Origin of the sequence: Cryobacterium sp. MP_M3 (assembly GCF_015752155.1) — a bacterium.
Classification (GTDB): domain Bacteria; phylum Actinomycetota; class Actinomycetes; order Actinomycetales; family Microbacteriaceae; genus Cryobacterium.
In genome coordinates, this window is sequence record NZ_JADOVI010000007.1 from 149,166 (window position 1) to 171,022 (window position 21,857).

General features: G+C 70.1%; 18 protein-coding genes and 1 tRNA gene. 2 read left to right on the top strand and 17 right to left on the bottom strand.

The features are described 5' to 3' along the window. Positions 1-27: 27 nt before the first annotated feature. The 12 genes from IWX89_RS10255 to topA form a co-directional block, all read right to left on the bottom strand. On the bottom strand, positions 28-1,470 hold the full coding sequence (locus IWX89_RS10255) for a D-alanyl-D-alanine carboxypeptidase (protein WP_307836502.1): 1,443 nt from the start codon (positions 1,468-1,470) through the stop codon (positions 28-30). Between the two features lie 65 nt (positions 1,471-1,535). Further along, positions 1,536-3,257 (bottom strand): bifunctional diguanylate cyclase/phosphodiesterase, encoded by a 1,722-nt coding sequence (locus tag IWX89_RS10260; protein WP_196903461.1) that lies wholly within the window; start codon positions 3,255-3,257, stop codon positions 1,536-1,538. Continuing rightward, entirely contained in the window at positions 3,257-3,697 is a 441-nt protein-coding gene (locus IWX89_RS10265; RefSeq protein ID WP_196903462.1) for a hypothetical protein, read from the bottom strand. The genes IWX89_RS10260 and IWX89_RS10265 overlap by 1 nt, the downstream gene beginning before the upstream one ends. A gap of 118 nt (positions 3,698-3,815) precedes the next feature. Then, entirely contained in the window at positions 3,816-6,098 is a 2,283-nt protein-coding gene (locus IWX89_RS19010) for a bifunctional diguanylate cyclase/phosphodiesterase (RefSeq protein ID WP_196903463.1), read from the bottom strand. Positions 6,099-6,198: 100 nt separating this feature from the next. Continuing rightward, complete coding sequence (locus IWX89_RS10275; protein WP_196903464.1) at positions 6,199-7,182, bottom strand: Gfo/Idh/MocA family protein; 984 nt, start codon at positions 7,180-7,182, stop codon at positions 6,199-6,201. A gap of 10 nt (positions 7,183-7,192) precedes the next feature. Then, the gene (locus IWX89_RS10280) at positions 7,193-7,855 is read right to left on the bottom strand and encodes a DUF998 domain-containing protein (protein ID WP_196903465.1); all 663 of its coding nucleotides are present in this window, start codon (positions 7,853-7,855) and stop codon (positions 7,193-7,195) included. Between the two features lie 2 nt (positions 7,856-7,857). Then, a tRNA-Thr gene (locus tag IWX89_RS10285) sits at positions 7,858-7,930 on the bottom strand. A gap of 52 nt (positions 7,931-7,982) precedes the next feature. After that, positions 7,983-8,621, bottom strand: a complete 639-nt coding sequence (locus IWX89_RS10290) for a TetR/AcrR family transcriptional regulator (RefSeq protein ID WP_196903466.1) — start codon at positions 8,619-8,621, stop codon at positions 7,983-7,985. Between the two features lie 72 nt (positions 8,622-8,693). Continuing rightward, positions 8,694-10,172: an alpha/beta hydrolase gene (locus IWX89_RS10295; RefSeq protein ID WP_196903513.1), complete on the bottom strand. Its 1,479-nt coding sequence runs from the start codon at positions 10,170-10,172 to the stop codon at positions 8,694-8,696. A 105-nt stretch (positions 10,173-10,277) separates the two neighbouring features. Next, on the bottom strand, positions 10,278-11,501 hold the full coding sequence (locus IWX89_RS10300) for a DNA polymerase III subunit delta' (protein ID WP_196903467.1): 1,224 nt from the start codon (positions 11,499-11,501) through the stop codon (positions 10,278-10,280). A 60-nt stretch (positions 11,502-11,561) separates the two neighbouring features. Beyond that, a complete protein-coding gene (tmk, locus tag IWX89_RS10305) occupies positions 11,562-12,182 on the bottom strand; it encodes a dTMP kinase (protein WP_307836504.1) in 621 nt (206 codons plus the stop codon). Further along, entirely contained in the window at positions 12,179-15,169 is a 2,991-nt protein-coding gene (topA, locus tag IWX89_RS10310) for a type I DNA topoisomerase (protein ID WP_196903468.1), read from the bottom strand. Before topA ends, tmk begins: the two co-directional genes overlap by 4 nt. A 164-nt stretch (positions 15,170-15,333) precedes the next feature. On the opposite strand from topA, the gene IWX89_RS10315 reads away from it, so the two are divergent. Continuing rightward, on the top strand, positions 15,334-15,576 hold the full coding sequence (locus tag IWX89_RS10315; RefSeq protein ID WP_196903469.1) for a hypothetical protein: 243 nt from the start codon (positions 15,334-15,336) through the stop codon (positions 15,574-15,576). Between the two features lie 92 nt (positions 15,577-15,668). Here the strand turns inward: IWX89_RS10315 and IWX89_RS10320 are convergent, their stop codons facing one another. From IWX89_RS10320 to IWX89_RS10340, 5 genes are all read right to left on the bottom strand, one after another. Further along, a complete protein-coding gene (locus IWX89_RS10320; protein ID WP_196903470.1) occupies positions 15,669-16,031 on the bottom strand; it encodes an Rv3654c family TadE-like protein in 363 nt (120 codons plus the stop codon). Further along, positions 16,031-16,378: a TadE family type IV pilus minor pilin gene (locus tag IWX89_RS10325; RefSeq protein ID WP_196903471.1), complete on the bottom strand. Its 348-nt coding sequence runs from the start codon at positions 16,376-16,378 to the stop codon at positions 16,031-16,033. The genes IWX89_RS10320 and IWX89_RS10325 overlap by 1 nt, the downstream gene beginning before the upstream one ends. Then, positions 16,359-16,559: a DUF4244 domain-containing protein gene (locus tag IWX89_RS10330; protein ID WP_196903472.1), complete on the bottom strand. Its 201-nt coding sequence runs from the start codon at positions 16,557-16,559 to the stop codon at positions 16,359-16,361. The genes IWX89_RS10325 and IWX89_RS10330 overlap by 20 nt, the downstream gene beginning before the upstream one ends. A gap of 505 nt (positions 16,560-17,064) precedes the next feature. After that, entirely contained in the window at positions 17,065-18,057 is a 993-nt protein-coding gene (locus IWX89_RS19015) for a type II secretion system F family protein (protein WP_307836505.1), read from the bottom strand. Continuing rightward, positions 18,054-19,343 (bottom strand): TadA family conjugal transfer-associated ATPase, encoded by a 1,290-nt coding sequence (locus IWX89_RS10340; protein WP_307836506.1) that lies wholly within the window; start codon positions 19,341-19,343, stop codon positions 18,054-18,056. Before IWX89_RS10340 ends, IWX89_RS19015 begins: the two co-directional genes overlap by 4 nt. 415 nt (positions 19,344-19,758) lie before the next feature. Here IWX89_RS10340 and acs point away from each other — a divergent pair, with 415 nt between their 5' ends. Continuing rightward, on the top strand, positions 19,759-21,714 hold the full coding sequence (gene acs, locus IWX89_RS10345) for an acetate--CoA ligase (RefSeq protein ID WP_196903473.1): 1,956 nt from the start codon (positions 19,759-19,761) through the stop codon (positions 21,712-21,714). The last annotated feature ends 143 nt before the right edge of the window (positions 21,715-21,857 follow it).

Sequence of the window (21,857 nt, forward strand, 5' to 3'; positions counted from 1 at the left end):
GGTGGCTCCTTCGCTCGCCGGATGGGATCAGGTGTTCGACAGGTTGTCACCGCAACGATAGAAACCGGCGGTGAGGGTGTCGATCGCCTGCTTCGCATTATCGCCCACATCCCCGAGCGCGTAAACGGCGAAGGTGAGCGGCGTGCCGTCCGCTGCGTGGATGACGCCGGCCAGGGTGTAGCCGGTGTCGATCCAACCGGTCTTGGCGAAGACGGAACCGTCCGCGACGGCGTTGTCCCCCGTGAACCGGTCGCTGTAGGACAGCGACCCGCTGTCGCCGCCGGCGACGGGCAAGCCGTCGAAGATGACGCCGAGGTTGCCCTCCCTGGCGTTGATCTTGACGAACAGTTTCGTCAGGTAGGACGGCGGAACGGCGTTGTTGTCGCTCAAGCCGGAGCCGTCGGCGATGAGGATGCCGGCCGTGTCGATGCCGTACGGGGCGAGCCCGGCGAGGGTGGATTTCTGCAACGCCCCGAAGGTGCTCCCAGCCCCGGATTTCACCGCGACGAGCCGGGCGAGCATCTCGGCGAGCGCGTTGTCCGACACGATCAGCGCCTGTTTGATCAGGGTGGACACCGGCTGGGACTGCACCGAGGCGAGTTCTGCGGCGCCCGCCGGTGCCGTGCCGCGGCTGACCTCCACATTGCCGCCGAGCGCGTCGGCGAACGCTTGCCCGGCGCGCCCTATCGGGTCGCTACTGCGGGCGGAGGTGCTGCTTCCCGGGTTGTCCCGGTCTCCGTCGACCTGCAGGGCCGTGATCTCGGGCATGTACCCGTCGCCGAGTTCCTTCCGGTTCCAGCTCGGGTCCCAGCTGGGGTCTCCGAAGGAGGAAGAGTCGAGCACGAGCCGGGTGATCGGCGGATGCGCCGGGTCGGCCGTCCACGCGGCGATGGTCTTCGCGGCCAGGTCGTCGAGGTGCGCGGCGCCGGTGTACACCGATTCTTCGCCGGTCGGGGTGCGGGATAGCGTGAGGTCTCCCCCACCGACCAGCACGACCGTTCCCGCTTCGCTGCCGGCGACCACGGTCGTCGTGGCCCGGTAGTCGGGGCCGAGCACGCTCAGCGCGGCCGCCGAGGTCAGCACTTTGAGCACGCTCGCGGTGCGGGACGGCGTGTTGCCGCCGCGGTCGAAGAGGACTTCGCCGGTGCTGGCGTTGACCACCTGGGCCTGGAAGTTAGCGAGCCGGGGGTCGGCGGCGAGGCCGGCCACCGAGCAGGTGCGGAGACGGCTGGCGGTGGTGGCGTCGGCCGGGGCGGGCCGGGGCGGCGGGGCCGTCGGGGTGGGGCTGGGGGTGGCGGCCCGGGCACGGAGGGCTGCGGGAGCGCTGGCCGGGATGGTCGATGCTCCCGCGACGACGGCCCCGGTGCCGAGGAGGGCGAACAGCGCCGCACCGGCGGTGATCAGCGCCAGCGTGCGGTGCCGGGCGATGAAGGCTGCGATGCCGGGGCGCGGGGTGTCCTGTTCTTCCACCCGTGTACTGTACCTGCCGTCGATGTGAGGCCACCTCGACTTGGCAGCGCGGGGAGCTCGCCGCCTCAGGGCCGGACGACGGCGCTTCCCGTGCGACGCAGCGCGAGCCAGCGCTCCAGCTCGACCGCGGGCACCGGCCGGGAGAGGTGGAAGCCCTGCGCCTGGTCGCAGCCGTAGCGGTTGAGTTCCTCATAGGCGACCCCGTCCTCGACGCCTTCGGCGACCATGGCCAGGCCCAGGCTATGGGCCAGCACGACGGCCGAGGCCACCAGGGCGGCCGCCCTCGCGTCGTCGGCCATCGGCTGCACGAACGAGCGGTCGAGTTTGAGCTCGTCGATCGGGAGATCCCGCAGGTAGGCGAGTGAGCTGTAGCCGGTTCCGAAGTCGTCGACGGCGATCCGGATCCCCGTGTTCCGCAGCCGGCTCAGGATGTCGTGAGCCCGTTCACGGTCACTCATCAGGAATTCCTCGGTGATCTCGAGCAGCAGCGCGGACGTCGGCAGGCCGCGGGCATCGATCATCGCCCCGATCCGTTCGGGAAGTTCGACGTCGATCAGGGCGCTCGCCGAGAGGTTCACCGCCACGGTGAGCGGTTGGCCGTGCCGCACCCACCTGGCCGCCTGGTCCAGCGCCTTCGCGAGCACGACCTGGGTCAGCGGATGCATCAGCCCGGACTCTTCTACCAGGTCGAGGAACTGATCGGGCTCCAGCAGGCCGCGGCTCGGATGGTTCCAGCGCACCAGTGCCTCTACGCCGTGCACTTCGCCGGTGGCCAGGTGCACCTTGGGTTGGTAGTACAGCTCGATCTGGTCGTCCTGAAGGGCCACCCGCAGTTCCTGCAGGGTGCGGAGCCGGTTCTCGCCGTGGCTGTCGTCCACGCTCCGGTACACCCGGTGACCGGTGCGTTGCGCCTTGGCCTTGTACATGGCCATGTCGGCCTTGCGCAGCAGGCTGGTCAGGTCCTCGCCCTGCTCGGGGAAGAGGGCTATCCCGATGCTCACGCTGGTCTGCAGGGCGATACCCTCCAGGGTGAACGGCACGGCCAGTTCGGTCCGGATGCCCGCCGCCATCGTCTCCGCCTTCTCGCGACCGGCGTCGTCGAGCAGGATCGCGAATTCGTCGCCGCCCAGCCGGGCCAGCAGGTCCCGGGGCCGGAGCCGCGCGGACAGGCGGTGTCCGATCTGCACGAGCAGTTCGTCGCCGACGTTGTGGCCCAGGCTGTCGTTCACCTCTTTGAACCGGTCGAGGTCGAGGAGGAGCAGCGCTCGTCTCCCGCCGGCGCCGAGGGCCAGGCTCAGCTGGACATCCGTGTATAACGCCCGGCGGTTGGGAAGCCCGGTCAGGTCGTCGGTGCGCGCCAGGCGGCGGAGATCGGACATCCGCCCGAGTTCCCGGAACGCCAGGACCGTGCGCAGTGAGGCCAGGAGCAGGGTGGCGGTCGCCAGATTGATCGCCAGGTCCGATACGGGCACCCTGCTGGCCAGCACAAGCACGCCCAGCCCGGCCGCGGTGGACAACGCCGGCAGTGCGAGCGTCCACAGGCGGGTCGGACGCGCGCCCGGCTCCGGCCCGCTCGACTCGAGGGCCCAGATGGCGACCAGGGCGAGCCCGCAGGCCCAGCCTGCGTCCAGCAGAGTGCCGACCTGGTAGCCACCGGTGACATCCACGACGGCGAAGGCCACGTCGGAGGCGGCGAAAACCAGGAGCCCGCAGACCAGCATGACCCAGTGACGTCCGGCCGTGAGGATTCGGGACCCGGCGATGCCGGCCACGACGGCGACAACCATCAGGTCCAGCCAGGGGTAGCCACGGTCATCACGGACTGCACGGTCACCGGGCCGGTCAACGCCGCCGTGAACACGGGACTCAGCACGGCCGCCAGCATGGCCGCGGCGCCCAGCGCGCCCACCGAGCCGTCAAGAGTCACCGCCAGGGAGAGTCCGCGCAGCTGCCGGTGGATCAGGAAGGCGAGGGCGGTCAAGAGCAACTGCGCCCGCGCCTTCCGGGCCCGGGCGATGGCCCTCCAGCACACTCCGACGGGAACCGTGTTGGCCAGGAGCCCGACCCAGTCGTCGGTCAGGGCTCGGATGCCCTCCGCACCGTGCAGCGCCAGGCTCAGGGTGTAGACGGCGAGGACGAGCAGCATCGCCGCGACGAGCCAGAGGTCCGCGCGGTTGGGCGCGCCGGGCAAGCCGTCCTGGCTGGTCGCGCGATCGGCTCGCATCATGAGGCTCCCTTGGTTTTCCACGCTAGCGGAGCCGGGCCACCATTCCCCGGGCGGGCCAGGCTGCGGGCCAACCCAAAACTGGGGACAGAGGGCCCCGACCGACAGCGTTCGATCCCGGTCAGGCCGTGGCCACTGCCGCGCGCCGCGAAACCAGCCATGCAGCCAGGTCGGCCGCGGGGAGCGGGCGGGCCATGTGGAAGCCCTGCGCCTGATCGCACCCGTATCGCACGAGTTCGTCGTAGGCCACGGCATCCTCCACTCCCTCGGCGACGGCGCTCATGCCCAGGCTGTGGGCGAGGTCGACGATGGAGGAGACGAGCGCGGCGGCGCGCGCGTCGTCGGCCATCGGGAAGATGAAGGAGCGGTCCAGCTTGAGCTCGTCGATGGGCAGGTCGCGCAGGTAGGCGAGGGAGCTGTAGCCGGTACCGAAGTCGTCGACGGCGATCCGGATTCCCGTCTCCCGCAACTGGGTGAGGATGTCCCTCGCCCGTTCCCGGTCTGCCATCAGGAACTCCTCGGTGATCTCCAGTGTCAGGGCGGAGGCCGGCAGGTGCCGGGACGAGAGCATGGCACCAACCCGCGCCGGCAGTTCGGCGTCGAGCAGGGAACGCGCCGAGAGATTCACCGCGACCGCGAGCGGATGACCCTCGGCCCGCCAGAGCGCGGCCTGGTCCAGGGCCTTGTCGAGCACCGTGTGCGTCATGGCGTGCATCAACCCGGATTCCTCGACGAGGTCGAGGAACTGCCCCGGCTGAAGCAGGCCGCGGGCCGGGTGCTGCCAGCGCACGAGCGCTTCGACGCAGTTCACCTGCCCGGTGGGCAGGTCGATCTTCGGCTGGTAGTGCAGCACCAGCTGGTCCTCGCGAAGTGCCTCGCGCAGCTCCTGCACCGTGCGCAGCCGGGAGTCCCCGTGGCTGTCGTCGGAGCTGCGGTAGACATGATGCCCGGTTCCGCCGGCCTTGGCCTTGTACATGGCCATGTCGGCCTTCCGCAGCAGCCCGGTCAGGTTGTCGCTCTGGTCGGGGTAGAGCGCGATCCCGACCGAGACGCTGGTCTGCAGGGAGATCCCGGCGAGGGTGAACGGTTCGGCCAGGGCCGCCTGTACCGTCGCCGCGACGGCCTCCGCCTCGGTCGCGCCGGCGTCGTCGAGGAGGATGGCGAATTCGTCTCCGCCGAGGCGTGCCAGCAGGTCCCGGGGCCGCAATTGGTCGGCCAGGCGACGCCCGACCTGCACGAGCAGCTCGTCGCCGACATCGTGGCCGAGGCCGTCGTTGACTTCCTTGAACCGGTCCAGGTCGAGCAGCATCAGTGCGCTTCGCGGTCCTCCTGCTCCGAGGCGCATGGGCACGTCGAGGTAGAGGGCCCGCCGGTTGGGCAGCCCGGTGAGGTCGTCGGTGCGCGCCTGGCGGCGGAGGTCGGCCATCCGGCCGAGATCCCGGAACGCGACGGCCGTGCGCAGGCTCGCCCCGGCGAGGGTCGCGGTCGCCAGCACGACGGCGAGGATGGAGAGCCTCACCTGGGTGCCCAGCACGAGCACCAGCACCCCGGCGGCCGTGGCCACCACGGGCACGATCAGGGAGAGGGCGCCGGTCAGCCGGCGGCCGACCTCCCCCGGAGGTCGGGTGAGACCGTCCACCCAAAGGGCGATCAGGGTGAGGCCGACGGCCCACCCGCCGTCCAGCACCGTGCCGATCGCGTAGCTGTCACCGGCGATCTGCTCCGCGTAGGTCACGTCGGTGGCGGCGAAGACCAGCAGGCCGGCGACGAGGATGCCCCAGCGGCCGCCGACGTCCAGCCCCCGGGCGGAGGCGACTCCGACCACGGCGGCGACCAGCACGAGGTCGAACAGGGGGGAGGCGGTCGCAACAGCCGTGGCGAGGGTGAGTTCACCGGTCTGGGCGGCGAGGAGGATCGGGCTGAGGATCGCGGCGAGCAGGGCCGCGGCGCCGAGGGCTCCGACCGCGCTGTCGAGCGAGACCGCCCGTGGAAGCGCCCGAAGCTGGCGGTGCACGAGGATGGCGAGCGACCCGAGGATGAGCGGGTAGAAGAGCAGGTAGCCGAAGTCGGCGGGCGAGGGGAATTTCAGCGCTTCCGCGTCGCCGAGCGCCAGCACGTAGTACTGGTTCGAGACCGCGAATACGGTGACGGCGGCCGCAGCCAGGATCACCAGCGTCCGTCGGAATCCGCTGCGATAGACCGCGCGCCAGCACAGCGCCGCGGGTATCCACTGGGTTATCGTGCCCAGCCAGCCGTTGACCACAGGCCGGAGGTCGTGGCTGGGGAGCGCCAGCCCGGCCAGGTAGACGGCGAGAACCACCCCCATCGCCCAGACCAGCAGGTTGCCGTGACTCACCAACCGGGCGGAAGGCGTCGGCGGGCCGGTGATAGTGCTGTTTTCCACTCGCCCCCTGCCGGTCTGACCTCAGGATATCGGCGGCATCAGGCCGGCCGGCCGGTTTGGCCGGCCCGCGCGCACCCCAGAATGGGTGACGCGGCGAACGTCACTCGCCGGGGTAGCGCAGTCCGATCTGCTCGCGCACGGCATCGAGGGTCTCCATGATCGCGACGATCTCCTCGACCGGCAGGATGTCGCTCGAGATCTTCCCGGCCCGGATGAGCTTCTCGGCCTCGATGGCCTGGAAGTGCATTCCGCGCCCGGTGATCGGGGCGCTGAAGGTCTCGATCACCTCGTTCGCGCTGTCCCGCACCCGGATGGTCGTCGGCGCGTACCAGGTTCGGTCGATGTCGATCCGGCCAGCGGTGCCGAGGATGGTCGCCGTGTTCGGGCCGGCCGTGTCGCTCGCGGAGAGGGTCTGGGCGATCTGCCCGCCCGGGTAGCGGAACGTCGTCGCGACCTGCGCGTCGGCGCCGGTGGGCTTGAAGGTCGCGGTCGCCAGGATCGTCTCCGGTCGCCCGAACAGCTCGGAGGCGAAGGTGAGCGGGTAGATGCCGAGGTCGAGGAGGGCGCCGCCGCCGAGCGCCATCGAGTTGAGGCGGTGCTCAGGGTCTTCCGGTAGACGCTGGGTGTGGTCGGCGATGAGCGTGTGCACGTCCCCGAGCGTGCCGGCGGCGAGGATCTCCCTGATCCGCACCATGTGCGGCAGGAACCTGGTCCACATGGCCTCGAGCACGAGCAGCCCCTTGCTCGCGGCGAGGTCGACGATCTCCCGGGCTTCGCGGCCGTTCAGCGTGATCGGCTTCTCGATCAGCACGTGCTTGCCCGCGTTCAACATCAGGCGCGCGTTCTCGGCGTGGAACGGATGCGGCGTGGAGATGTAGACGATGTCGACGTCGGGGTCGGCGGCGAGGGCTTCGTAGCTCGGGTGGGCGGTGGGGATGCCGAACTCGGCCGCGAAGGCGTCGGCCGAGGGCTGGGTGCGGGAGGCAACCGCCTGCACCTGGAATCCGCCGAGGACGAGGTCGTTGGTGAATGCGTGGGCGATCCCGCCCGTGGCCAGGATTCCCCAGCGGATTGCGTCGGTCATGGGCTTCAGCCTAGCGAGCGCGATCACGGATCGCGCTCCTGCCGGAGTGAACGGACGCGCACACCGAGAAGGTCCAGCCGAGGATCCCGGCCAGGCAGACGCGCTCGGCGAGGCCGAGCAGCGCCGGGGTGAGCGCGGTGGCCAGGCCCAGGGTCAGCAATCCGGCACCGGTGACGACGGCCAACGCCGCCGCAGCGGGGAAGGCGGCCGGCCGGCCGCTTCGGTGAAGCCACACGGTGAGGACGGTGATGCCGGCCAGGGCCGCGATGAACCCGGTCGAGGCGACCGCCAGGTGCGCCATCCCGATGCTGGTGTGGTCGGTGACGGTGAGGTGGCCGGGCGCCGGGACATCCGTGGGTAGAAAGGCGAGGACGGCGGAACACGCTCCCCCGCACAGCAGCAGCGCCAGGCCCGCGCGGCGAAGTCGCGTGGCCGGCCCGACCGTGCCGATGGCCACGACGGCGGCGACGGTGGTGGCGGCACGGCCCAGGAAATTGAGGTTCATCAGCCAGCCGAACGGGCCGACGGCCAGATTGCTCTCGGCGGCGCTGATCGGGCTGTAGTGCGGTGGCAGCAGCTGGAGCACGACGTCGACGAGGACGTAGACGACCACTCCGGCCATCGCGAGCGCGGCGGATCGCCGGCCGATCAGGCCCGGAAGCGGGAGATTCATTGAGCCGCCTATCAGAATCGAACTGATGACCTTCTCATTACGAGTGAGACGCTCTACCGACTGAGCTAAGGCGGCGTGACGCACGATACCTCCCTCACGGAGGGGCTCGGTGACACAGCAACAAAGCTTAGCTGGTCCGGAGGGTCATCTCGTACAGTTGGGCGAATGAGTCGGCGACCTGCTCGGCCAGGGGCCGAGCCGCGTCGTCCTCGGCCCAGCACCGCCAGGCGTGCCGCACGGCTGCGACGGCGACGAGGGTGAAGAGCAGCGCGCGCTGGTGCAGCCGCACCGGGTCGGCGGCAAGGTCGGGATCGTCGGCGGCGAAACGCTCGGTGATGATGTCCTGCAGCCGGGCCTCGAAGGTGCGCAGGGTCGCCATCCGCAGGCCGAACAGGTACGGGTTCTCCTTCATCACGGTGCGGCGCAGCTGGTGAATCTCCCGGTCGCCCTCGGTGTTCTTCAGGCTGGAAGCGAGCAGTTCGGCGAGCTGGGCGAGGATGTCCCCCGACGGTCCGCCGTGCACGAACGCGTCGATGTCCTCCGCGGAGGCCAGGTCCAGTTCGTCGCCGACCATGGCGGCATCCTTGGAGGAGAAGTAGTTGAAGAACGTGCGCGGGGAGACGTCGGCGGCGCGGCTGATGTCCTCCACGGTCACCTTGTCCATTCCGCGCTCGCAGGAGAGGAGGAGCACCGCTCGCTGGATGGCCCGCCTGGTGGCCAGCCGCTTGCGTTCGCGCAGGCCCGGCCCTTCGTGTTCTGCCGACATCCTTCAATTCTTACACAGTGCGCAATTCTGCACCCCACGAGTCAAGGATGGCCGATTCTCCGGCTCGGACCGTCAGCACCTGGGGTCGGTCGCCGGCACCGTGCCCTTCAGCAGGTAATCGTCCACCGCGTTGTTGACGCAGGAGTTGGACTTGTTGTAGGCCGTGTGGCCCTCGCCCGTGTAGGTGACGAGGTGGCCGCTGTCGAGCTGGTTGGCCAGGTTCTTCGCCCACACGTAGGGGGTGGCCGGGTCGTTCGTCGTGCCGACGACGAGGATCGGTGCGGCGCCCTTCGCGTGGATCTGCGTGCGCTCACCGGTGAACTTGTGCGGCCAGTTGGCGCAGCCGATGTCCCCGAAGGCCATGTACTTGCCGATCACGGGCGCGGCGGCCTCGATCTGGGCGGCCTGGGCGCGCATCGCAGCCGGGTCGTCGTTGTAGCTGTAGTCGACGCAGTTGATGGCCATGAACGCCTCGGTGGAGTTGTCGCGGTAGCTGCCGTCCTTGTTGCGACCGTTGTAGCCGTCCGCGAACTGGAAGGCCGCATCCGCGTCGCCGCGCAGCACGGTCGTGAACATCTCGCTCAGGTTGGGCCACGCCTCGGCTTGGTAGAGCGGGTAGATGATCGCGGTGAGCAGCGTGTTGGCTCCGAGCTTCCTGCCGTCGCTGGCCGTGATGGGGCTCGCGTCCACCGAGGCGAGCAGCGAGCCGATGGTGGTCATGGCCTCGTCGACGCTGCCGTTGAACGGGCACTTCGCGCCGTCCAGGCAGTCGGCGAGGTAGGCGCGCAACGCATTCTCGAAGCCCGTCGCCTGTACCCGGGTCACGTCGGCGTTGCTGGTGGACGGGTCGAGCGCGCCGTCGAGGGCAAGCCGACCGACTTTGCCGGGGTAGAGGTCGGCATAGGTGGCACCGAGAAAGGTTCCATAGGAGTAGCCAAGGTAGCTGAGCTTCTTGTCGCCGAGGGCGGCGCGCAACAGATCGAGGTCGCGGGCGGCGCTCACGGTGTCCACGTGCCCGAGCAGCGCCCCGGTGTTCTTCGCGCAGGCCGCGCCGAAGTCGGCGGAGGCGGTCTCGAGTTCCTGGATCCAGGCATCCGTTCCGCGCGGGGCCGTGGTCAGGCCGTAGAGGTACTCGTCCATCTGGGCGGGCTGGTAGCACTTCACGGCGGAGGACCGGCCGACTCCGCGCGGGTCGAAGCCCACGATGTCGAACCCGGCCTGCAGCTTCGCATCCGTGGCGTAGTCGAGCGAGTCCTTCACGAAGTCATAGCCGGAGCCGCCAGGGCCGCCGGGATTGACCAGCAGCGAGCCGACCCTGCTGCCCGAGGCAGGATGACGCACCAGAGCCAGGCCGACGGTGCCCGCCGCCGGGTCGGCCCAGTCCAGGGGCGCGGATGCCGTGGTGCACTGCAGTCCGGAGCCGCAGTCCTTCCATTTCAGCACCTGGCTGTAGAACGGTTCGAGGTCGGCGCTCACCTTTTCGGTGGTCGGCGCCGAGGTGGACCGGGCCTGCTGCGGGAGGAAGAGGGGGACGCAGCCGCTCAGCCCCATCGTGAGCGCGAGCGCGGCCGCCAGGGTCGTCGCCAGCACGGTGATGGTGCGCGTGCGGGGTGGTCTGCTCAATGGTTCCTCTTCCTTGACGGGTGCTGCGCGGGTCTAGGTGCGGCGGATCGCGGACACCAGCATCGCTTCGAGGGCGAGGGCCGGTGCCACGTTCGACTCGATTCTCTGGCGGGCCAGGGCGATCGCGTCCAGGGTGGCGAGCGTCGCGGTCGGCTGGCAGGAGCTGCCGGCGCCGCGCACCTCGGTGAGGAGCTCGCGGTTGATCACGCTCTGCTCGCGCCCCAGCTGCACCATGATGACGTCGCGGTAGAGCGAGGTGAGGTCGACCAGGATCCGGTCGATGCCGTCGCGGAGGCTGCGGGTCGCCCGGCGTTTCTGGTCGTCTTCGAGGGCCTTGATCTGGCTGCGCAGCCCAGGCGGCACGGACTGGCCCGGCTCGACTCCGAGGGAGCGCAGCACGCCCTCCCGTTCGACCGCGTCCCGTTCCAGGGTGATGGCCTTGGCGTCGTCGCCGGCGATGGCGAGCAGACGGGCCGCCGCGTTGACAGCCGCGGACACCCCGCGGATGCCGAGGGCCGCCCGCAGGGTCTCCTCCCGCCTGGCCCGCGCCTCGGGGTTGGTCGCCAGGCGGCGGGCCATGCCGATGTGGCTCTGCGCCTCCCGTGCCGCCCGTTCCGCGGTGGCCTCGTCGACGCCGTCGCGGCTCATCAGCAGCGCGGCGACGTCATCGACGCTGGGCACGCGCAGGCGCACGGAGCGCACCCGGGACCGGATGGTCGGCAGCAGGTCGGCTTCGCTCGGCGCGCAGAGGATCCAGACGGTGCGTTCGGGCGGCTCCTCGAGGGCCTTCAGCAGCACGTTCGAGGTGCGTTCGACCATCCGGTCGGCGTCTTCGACGACGATCACCCGGTAGCGGCCCACCGACGGCGAGTACTGGGAACGCTGAACGGCCTCTTTCACCGACTCCATCTTGATGATGACGCCCTCGGTGGACAGCACGATCAGGTCGGGGTGGGTGCGCGCGTCGACCAGGCGGCGGGCGCTCGCGTCGCCATCCGGCGTGCCGGGGCTGAGCAGGGCCGTGGCGAAGGCGAAAGCCAGATTGGACCGGCCGGACCCGGGCGGACCGGTGATCAGCCAGGAGTGCGTCATCGAGGACCCCGCCGAAGAGGACTCTGCGGCCGAGGACCCCGCGACCGAGGACTCCGCGGTCCCGGTATCGGGCGTCCCGGCCGCTTTCGCGGTCGGCCGCTCCGCCGCCGCCCGGAAGATGGCGATCGCGTCTGCCTGACCGGTCAGGTCATCCCACACGTTCATCGGACCAGAGTACCTTTCGTCGGTGACACTCTCCTGAGCGCACGCGTCGGCCCGCGCGGGCTAACGGAGGAGGGTGGCGACCCTGGCCCGGATGGTCGCGGCGATCGCGTCGACGGGCTCCGAGGCATCCACGACCAGGAATCGTTCCGGTTCGGCGGCGGCCAGCTCGAGGAATGAGGCGCGCACCCGGCGGTGGAAGTCGGCCTTCTCCGCCTCGAGCCGGTCGAAGCGTTTGTTGGCGTCGTCGAGGCGCCCGCGGGCCGCGGTTTCGTCGAGGTCGAGCAGGATCGTCAGCTGCGGCAGCAGGCCCTCCGCCGCCCAGAGTGACAGGTCGCGGATCTCGGTGCCGCCGAGAACCCGGCCGGCACCCTGGTAGGCGACCGAGGAATCGAGGTAGCGGTCCTGGATGACGACCTCGCCGCGAGCCAGGGCCGGCCGCACCGCGGTCGCGATGTGCTGCGCGCGGTCGGCCGCGTAGAGCAGTGCCTCGGCGCGGGGCGCCACCTCGCCGCGGTGGTGCAGCACGATGTCGCGGATCAGGACCCCGACCGGCGTGCCGCCCGGCTCGCGGGTGCGCAGGACCGTGCGGCCCTGGCCGGCGAGCCAGTCGGCGAGCAGCCCCGCCTGGGTGGACTTGCCGGAGCCGTCGCCGCCCTCGAGCGTGATGAAGAGACCGGTCACGACTGCGCGGATGCCTTCGCCGCCGCCTTGATCGCCGCGTTCGTGGCGCGGGTGGCTGCGGCCTTCGCGGCGGTGGCCGCCTTCTGGGCAGGGGTGGCGGGCTTGCGCACGGTCGTGCTCGCCCCCGACGCGGTCGGCTTCCTGACGACAGCCTTCTTCACGGGCGCCTTCTTGACCACGGCCTTCTTCGCCGGGGCCTTCTTGGCCGGCGCCTTCTTGGCGGCGGTCTTCTTCACGACGGGACCCTTGGCACGCTTGTCGGCGAGCAGCTGAACGGCGCGGTCGAAATCGACCTCCTCGACGCTTTCGGCCTTGGGGATGGTCGCGTTGGTGACCCCGTCGGTGACGTAGGCGCCGAAGCGACCGTCCTTGATCTTGATCGCCTTGCCGCTCTCGGGGTCGGGCGTCTCGAACTCCTTGAGCGCGCTCGAGGCGCGCTTCGCCCCGTACTTGGGCTGCGCGTAGAGTTCGATCGCGCCGACGAGGTCGATCTCGAAGATCTGGTCCTCCTGGCTCAGCGACCGGGTGTCGACGCCCTTCTTGAGGTAAGGGCCGAACTTGCCGTTCTGCGCGGTGATCTCGGCACCCGTCTCCGGGTCGATCCCGACGACGCGCGGCAGCGCCAGCAGGTGCAGGGCGGTGTCCAGGTCGATCGTGGCCAGGTCCATCGACTTGAACAGCGAGGCGGTGCGCGGCTTGACCGCGGCCGCCTTCTTCGCGGCCGGCTTGCGCTTGGGCTTGGTCGCAGTGGCGGTGGCGGCCGGAGCGGCCGAGTCGGCCAGCAGGGTCGCCTCACCGGTGACCGGGTCGACGGTCTCCCCTGGCTCGATAACCTCGGGCTCGGGCTCCAGCTCGGTGACGTACGGGCCGAACCGGCCGTCCTTGGCCACGATGGACTTGCCGTTGTCGGGGTTGATCCCGATCACCCGGTCGGTGATGACCGGCGCGTCGATGAGTTCCCTGGCCTTGGCCGGGGTCAGCTCGTCCGGGGCGAGAGCCGGCGGGATGTTCACCCGGCGTGGCGGGGCATCCGGGCCGGCGTCAGGGTCGGCGACCTCGAGGTAGGGGCCGTACTTGCCGATCCGCAGGGTGATGTCGTCGCCGATCGGCATCGAGTTGATCGAGCGGGCGTCGATCTCACCGAGGTTGTCGATCACCTGGCGCAGGCCGCGGTGCTTGTCCGAACCGAAGTAGAAACTGGTCAGCCAGTCCACCCGGTCGGCCTTGCCGTCGGCGATGCGGTCGAGGTCGTCTTCCATCTCGGCCGTGAAGTCGTATTCGACCAGGTCGGAGAAGTACTCCTCGAGCAGGCGCACGACGGAGAATGCGATCCAGTTGGGCACGAGCGACTGGCCGCGGGGAGTGACATAGCCGCGCTCGGTGATCGTGGAGATGATCGACGCGTACGTCGACGGGCGGCCGATGCCGAGCTCTTCGAGCTTCTTGACCAGGCTCGCCTCGGTGTACCGGGCGGCCGGGGTGGTCTCGTGGCCCTTGGCTTCCATTTCGAGCATGGTCAGGGCCTGGCCCTCGGCGAGCGGCGGCAGCTTCGACTCGGTCGGGTCGGTCGGGGCGTTGCGTTCCTCGTCGCGGGATTCCTCGTAGGCGAGCAGGAAGCCGCGGAAGGTGATCACGGTGCCGCTGGCCGAGAACTCGGCGATCGCGCCGGAGGCCGCAGGGTGCTCGGCGGGGCCGGTGGGGCCGGCCGAGATGGTGACCGACGCGGTCGAACCGGTCGCATCCGCCATCTGCGATGCGACGGTGCGCTTCCAGATCAGGTCGTAGAGCTTGTAGTCGTTCCCGCGGAGCGACGACGACAGCGAGGCCGGCGTGCGGAAGGTGTCGCCCGACGGGCGGATCGCCTCGTGCGCCTCCTGGGCGTTCTTGCTCTTGCCCTTGTACAGGCGCGGCTGGGCCGGCACCGTATCGGGGCCGTAGAGCGCGGACGCCTGGGTGCGTGCGGCGGTGATCGCCTGGTGCGACAACGACGGCGAGTCGGTACGCATGTAGGTGATGTACCCGTTTTCGTACAGCGACTGGGCCACGCTCATGGTCTGGCGGGCGGTGAAGCGGAGCTTGCGCGCCGCTTCCTGCTGCAGCGTCGAGGTGGTGAACGGCGCGGCCGGGCTGCGCCGGTAGGGCTTGGAGGCCACCTTGGTCACGGTCACGGCGACGTCGGGCGCCTTCAGCGCCTCGGCGAGGGCAAGGGCGGATGCCTCGTCGAGGGTCGCCGCGGCCACCTTCGGCTTGAGCTTTCCCAGGTCGTCGAAGTCGCCGCCGGTGGCGATGCGCTCGCCGCCGAGGCGGACGAGCTTGGCCTGGAAGGCGGCATCCGTCGCGTCGGCACCGGGGGCCAGCTGCGCGATCAGGTCCCAGTAGCCGGCCGAGACGAATGCGAGGCGTTCGCGTTCGCGTTCGACGACGAGCCGGGTCGCCGCGGACTGCACCCGGCCGGCGGAGAGGCCGGGGCCGACCTTGCGCCAGAGCACCGGGGAGATCTCGTAGCCGTAGATGCGGTCGAGGATGCGTCGGGTCTCCTGGGCGTCGACGAGCGCGGTGTCGAGGTCGCGGGTGTTGTCCTTGGCCTGGAGGATGGCCTCCTTGGTGATCTCGTGGAACACCATGCGCTTCACAGGGACCTTGGGCTGCAGGACCTGCAGAAGGTGCCAGGCGATGGCCTCGCCTTCGCGGTCCTCATCAGTTGCGAGCAGGAGTTCGTCGGCGTTCTTCATCGCCCGCTTGAGCTCGGCGACGGTCTTCTTCTTGGCGTCGGACACCACGTAGTACGGTTCGAAGCCGTTGTCGACGTCGACGGAGAACTTGCCCAGCGGTCCCTTTTTCAGCTCGGGCGGCAGGTTTTTGGGCTCGATCAGGTCGCGGATGTGACCGACCGAGGACAAAACCTCGTAGCCGTCGCCCAGATAAGCCGCAATGGACTTCATCTTGGTCGGCGATTCGACAATGACCAGCTTCTTAGTGCCTGGCACCAGACTCCTCTTTATAGGTAACGGCCCAATGAGGGGCCAAGGCACACCATACACACAGCAATCGGGTGCCTGCCTAATCGGCCGCGCCGGTGACAGGCCCGGTGACGGGCTTGGTGACAGACTTGGGGGCTTGCCAGTTGCGCGCTGGTGAGGACAATGGAGGCATGGGTACACCAACAACGGGCACGTACACCGCGAAGCTCACGGACGGCCCCCTCGAAGGCAAGACCATCACCACCGAGTTCCTGGAATCGGGTGACCCGCGACCCCGGCTCGAGATCCCCGCGGACACGGGTACCAAACGCTACCTCTATACCCGCGGCGCCGGCCTCGAGTTCGAGTCGTCGGAGTTCCCGGAACGGCCGACCGCCGTCGACTACCGCTACCTCGAGGCCGTGTTCGACTGATCTGATCCGCCCGTTCAGATCTGCCCGCGCTGCTTCGCCCGCGCTGACCCGCCCGGACTGATTCGCCCGGCACGGAGCAGTCTGTGGCCGGGCTATGGGCCGGGCGGGGGTCCGGCACGGGCGCGCGAGCCGAGTTCGAAGCCCAGCGCGGTGCGCGCCACGGTGACGGATGCGATCAGGCCGTCCACCGCGCACCCGGTCAGCGCGGCACCGCCGAGTTCCGCCGCCGTGGCTGCGGCCTGGCAGGGCACCCCCGCCACCAGGCCTGAGGCTGTGTCGGCCGCGGCGAGCGCGGCTGCATCGGCGGCGGCCCGCACGGCCGCACCGGCCGCGAGCACGTTCATCAACGGCAGCAGCACAGCGGTCAGGGCGAGCACGGCACCGATCACCCCGACCGCGAGCACCGAACCCGATCCTCGTTCCGCCCGGCCCGGCCTGTCCCGTGGCTGGTTCATCACGCGCCCCCGCCGAGCGCGCAGGAGGCGGCCGTCACGGTGACCCCGAACGCGGCGAAGGCGCCGAATCCGCTCGGCATGCGGAGACGCACGCAGACGAATTCTCCCTGCCGCTCGGTGCTCATCGAGGCCGGGCCGACAAGACGGCGCACGAGCCCGGCGGCGGTGGCGTCGCTGTCGCCGCGGGCCAGCGATCGGGCGGCGGCGGCCGCGGCACCCGTGAGGCGCACCTGCTGCCCGGAGACCTGCACCGCGCCGAGGCAGAGGGCGAGCACCAGGAGCACTGCGGGAACGACCGCGGCGAACTCCGCCGTGACGGTGCCCCGGTCACCCCACGGTGAGGGCATTGCGCACCAGGTCGGTCAGGATGCCGCGCACCTCGTCCCCGCGCAGGATCACGATGAGCAGGCCGGCGAAGCCGACCGCCGCCATGGTCGCGATCACGTACTCCGCGGTGGCGGCACCGGCGTCGGCGCGCAGGCGGCGCAGGAATCTCCCGGGGAATGCGGGCTGGGTGTTTCCGGGCATCTTCTCGTCTCCTCTCGCGTCCTTCGACGCGGTTGTGGGCGGCACGACCGGAACCAGACTCGCCTGCGGCGCCCGGCCGGTGCGGGATCGGAACGGATCGGTGCGCAAGATCGGTCGGCGCGGCCTGTGGTGTGGAACACGTTCCGCGCGGCCGGACGTATCCAGGCCGGCCGGCGGCGGGCTTGCCATTTTCGTGAGTTGGTGGATCATTTTCGCCGAGCTCTTCCGCCCGGTCGTTTCGAGGCGTAGTCTTTGTCCACCGAAGCCAACGGGCTCGGAGAATCGGGGCGCTGATGGCAGACCAATCACCGAAGAAGAGCACAGGTAAGACCGTCGCAACGGAGTCTCTGAAGGTACAGCGCGCCGCCTTGAACATCAGATCGGCACGGAACAGCTAGAGCAGTTGGACGGCAGTTGCCGTGACTTCGGGAGCCGGGCCTTGGGCCCGGCTCTTTTCGTTAACGGACCGCTGTCGGCATCCCCGTTCGGCATCGCCACCGCCGTCTCAGAACCCGGTCAGCGTCGAGGACAGCACCGTCATCAGCAGCGGCACGACGCCGACGAGCATGAAGGCCGGAAGCACGCACACCCCGAGGGGGATCATCAGCGTCACCCCGAGTGTCGCCGCCCGACGCTGACCGTCGGCGCGGGCGTCCCGGCGCAACTGCTCCGCCTCGGCGCGCAGCAACTCGGCGGCCGGCACTCCCGCACGAACCGACAGTTCGAGCACCTGCCCGATGTCAGCCGTCACGTCGGCCCGGTGAAGCGCGAATCGGTCGACCGCGTCCTCCACGAGGGCTCGCGCGCGGTCCACGGAACCGCCGCCGCCCATGGCGATCGCGGTGAGGTCGAACTCGAGTCCCGGGGTCGGGTCCCTGGCTCTGGCCCCGCTCACCAGACGCCGGTTCCACCGGTCCGCGACGAACATCAGGGCCGCCCCGGTGACCAGGCAGAGCCAGCCCGGCACGGTGAGGAAGAGCATCCGCAGGGCGTTGAAGCCCATCAGACTGCCGAACAACAGACCGATCATGGGCAGGAACATGACCATGCGGGCGGTCGCGGCCGGCCCGGCGAGCGCCACCGCGAGGTCGGCGTGCAGGCGACCCAGCTCCCGCAGTGACGCGGCGAGCTCTCGCAGGCAGGCCGCCAGGGGCGCCCCGGCCTGGGTTGCCACGCGCCAGGCCGCGGCCAGGCCGAGCCAGGCCTCACCGACCTGCCCGCCGACCGCGACGGCCTCGGCGGCCACGGCATCCGCAATGCTGTCGCCCGTCTTCCCGGCGGCGGCCGCCGCACCGATGATCCTGGCGGTCGGGAGCGGTTCCGCACCCGAGCCCCGCGGCGGCCGTCCGGGTCGCGGCGAGGCGGGAGGCTCGACCTCGACCAGGTGCTGCCAGGCGGAGGGCGGGGTGACTCCGGCTGAAAGCAGCACGGCGAGCCTCTGGGTGACCCGGGCGACATCGTCGATACCCGGGGATGCCTCGCGCCTCCGCCGCCTCACGCGATCGTCCCCTGCGGCACCGCGTCTGCTCCCGCTCCGGGACCGGCGCCCGTGCCGCCTGCAGTTCGCCCGCCGCCACCGGCCGTGACCGTCGCCAGCCGGCCCGCCTCGTCCAGTACGAACCGCCCCACCTGCGCGAGCCGGCGCTGGCCGCCCCGGCGCTCGAGGTGCAGCACCAGGCCGATCGCGCTGACCGCTTGGCGGGCCACGGCCTCGGCGGTCATCCCGGCCAGGGCACCCAGGGCCTCGAGCCGGGAAGGCACGTCCCGGAGAGAATTGGCGTGCAAGGTGCCGGCCCCGCCGTCGTGGCCGGTGTTCAGTGCGGCGAGCAGCTCCCTGATCTCCGCGCCGCGGCACTCGCCGAGCACCAGCCGGTCCGGCCGCATCCGCAGCGCCTCGCGGAGCAGGCTGTCCACGCCGATCCGGCCGGCACCCTCCAGGTTGGGCTGCCGTGACTCGAGGGCGACGAAGTGAGGGTGGTCGACACGGAGCTCCGCGACGTCTTCGATCGCCACGATGCGTTCTCCGGGCGGGGCCTCACCGAGCAGGGCCGCGAGCAGGGTGGTCTTGCCGCTGCCGGCCGCGCCCGTGATGAGCAGGTTCTCCCGATCGCCCACCGCGGAGCGGAGCCGGTCGACGAGCAGCCGGGCCGGCTCCCCTGTGCCGCACAAACCCGCCGCGGCGAGGCCCGCCAGGTTCGGCCGCTCCGCCCGCGGCAGCCGGATCGACAGCAGGGTGCCCGTGCTCGAGACCGGCGGAAGCACGGCGTGCACCCGGATGCCGTCCGACAGCCGCACGTCGACGCACGGGCTGGCCTCGTCGATGTGCCGCCCGCCGAGCGCGATCAGACGCACGGCGAGCTCGCGCACGGCCGCCTCACCGCGGTCCCAGCCCGGTTCGCGCACGAGACCGTGGCCGGCGTCGACCCAGAGGCCGGCCTCACCGTTGACGAACAGGTCGGTGACGCCGGAGGCGGAGGCGAAACCGGCGAGCGGGCCCAGCCCGGACAGGTCGACCCTGGCCGCGGGCGGCGGGATGGCGGGCTGCGGGACGGCAGGCTGTGGGACAGGTGCCGCGAAGCCGACGCGGCCGACACGGCCGGCGGCATCCGGCACGAGGCGTGCACCGAAGCCTCCCGGCCGCGCATGCCGGGGCGGCACGCGCGCGGGCACACCTTCCCCCGGCTCGGTCAGCGGCGACGTCATCCAAGGCGTCAACGGCGGCGTCACCGCCTCTGCCGCGCCTGGGCGGGCAAACGACGGGACGGCGACGAAGGGTTCCGGCATGGACCGACCCTAGGCCGACCGGGCTCCAGCCCCGCGGGGAGACGCAGGCCCGGGGTGCTGTCGCCGCCCGGCGCTCCAGTGGAGGAGAAGTAAAGAGGCCGTTAAAAAAAGGGGGGCGGCACCTATTGGGGGGAACAGGTGCCGCCTCGGCAGTGCGTTGATTGGGGGGAACCAAACGCACCGCAGGTCAAAACTTTCGTTCGGACGTGTCCCAGTGTATATGGAAAACGGAGATGGGCAAGTCCTTTTTGTCCTCATAAATGAGGACACGAAACCGGCAGGCCCGTTTCACCCCTGAAAGGGGACGTTGCAAGGGGTCGCAACCGGTCGCAACCCGTCTGTTCAGGCCCGCAGAGTATGGTTCAGGGGGGCTGGCTACGCGCCCATCAATGCATCGCAAAGGAGCGAACCAGGTATGAGCGTAAAGATCGACAATCTTCTTCACGAGACCCGCAGGTTCCCGCCGACACCGGAATTCGCCGCACAAGCCGTCGGGACCGCCCAGCTCTACCAGGATGCCGCCGCCGATCGTCTCAAATTCTGGGCTGATCAGGCGCGTGAATTGCTGCACTGGCACAAGCCGTTCACGAAGACGTTGGACTGGACGAACCCGCCGTTCGCGAAATGGTTCGAAGACGGCGAACTGAATGTGGCCTGGAACTGCCTCGACCGGCACGTCCTGGCCGGCAACGGCGACCGCGTCGCCCTGCACTTCGAAGGCGAGCCGGGCGATTCCCGCGACATCACCTACGCCGAACTCACCGCCGAAGTGAAGCGTGCTGCGAATGTGCTGAGAAAGCTCGGCGTCAACGCCGGGGACCGGGTGGCGATCTACCTCCCGATGATCCCCGAAGCCGTGGTCGCGATGCTCGCGGTGGCCCGCATCGGTGCCGTGCACTCGGTCATCTTCGGCGGGTTCAGCGCCGAGAGCCTGCGTTCGCGCATCGACGACGCCAGCGCCGTGCTCGTGATCACCGCCGACGGCGGCTACCGCAAGGGCAAGGCGTCCGCGCTCAAGCCGGCCGTGGACGAGGCCCTGGCCGGCAACGACACAACCGTGCGCAACGTGCTCGTGGTCAAGCGCACGAACGGCGAAGTTGAGTGGACCGAGCGCGACCTGTGGTGGCACGACGAGCTTGCCTCGGTCGACGCCGAGCACGAGGCGGAGGGCTTCCCCGCGGAGAACCCGCTGTTCATCCTCTACACCTCGGGCACGACGGGAAAGCCCAAGGGCATCCTGCACACGAGCGGCGGCTACCTCACCCAGGTTGCCTTCACCCACAAGAACGTGTTCGACCTGCACCCCGAGACGGATGTCTACTGGTGCACCGCAGACGTCGGCTGGATCACCGGCCACAGCTACGTCGTCTACGGGCCTCTCGCCAACGGCGCCACCCAGGTGCTGTTCGAGGGGACCCCCGACACCCCGCACCCCGGCCGGTGGTGGGAGATCGTCGAGAAGTACAAGGTGAGCATCCTCTACACGGCGCCCACCGCCATCCGCACCTTCATGAAACTCGGCCGCCAGATCCCGCAGGGCTTCGACCTGACCAGCCTGCGGCTGCTCGGATCGGTCGGCGAGCCGATCAACCCCGAGGCCTGGATGTGGTACCGCGAGGTGATCGGCGGAAACGTCGCCCCCGTCGTCGACACCTGGTGGCAGACCGAGACCGGCGCGATCATGATCTCCGCGCTGCCCGGGGTGACCACGACCAAGCCCGGCTCCGCGCAGGTGCCGATCCCGGGCGTCGTGATCGACGTGCTCGACGACGAGGGCAACCACGTCGGCCGTGACAACGGCGGGCTGCTCGTGGTGACCGAGCCGTGGCCGTCGATGCTGCGCGGAATCTGGGGTGACCCCGAACGGTTCAAGGAGACCTACTGGGAGAAGTTCGGCGAGGAGAACCCGCGTTACTTCGCCGGCGACGGCGCCCGGCTCGACCGGGACGGCGAGATCTGGCTGCTCGGCCGGGTCGACGACGTTATGAACGTGTCCGGGCACCGCCTGTCGACGGCGGAGATCGAGTCGTCGCTGGTGGCGCATCCGATGACCGCCGAGGCCGCCGTGGTCGGCGCGCACGACGACACGACCGGCCAGGCCGTCGTCGCCTTCGTGATCATCAAGTACAGCCACCTGGAGGAGTCCTCGCACGCGGACCTCACCGCGGTGCTGCGGGCGCACGTGTCCCAGCAGATCGGCGCGATCGCCAGGCCCCGGCAGATCTTCATCGTGAGCGAGCTGCCGAAGACACGGTCGGGCAAGATCATCCGGCGTCTGCTGCAGGATGTGGCCGAGGGCCGGGAGATCGGCGACACGACCACCCTCGCCGACACCTCGGTGATGACCGCGATCATGTCCACACTGAAGTAGCGACCCGCCCACCCGTCGCCCTGGCCCACCGCCACGGCGTCGACCTGTGAGAAAAGTCGCCTCCGAACGCCCGGGAGGCGGCTTTTCTCACATCTCGGCGCAGGTGGGGGCGGATGCCGCGCGGAGGGAATTCACAAGAGGCA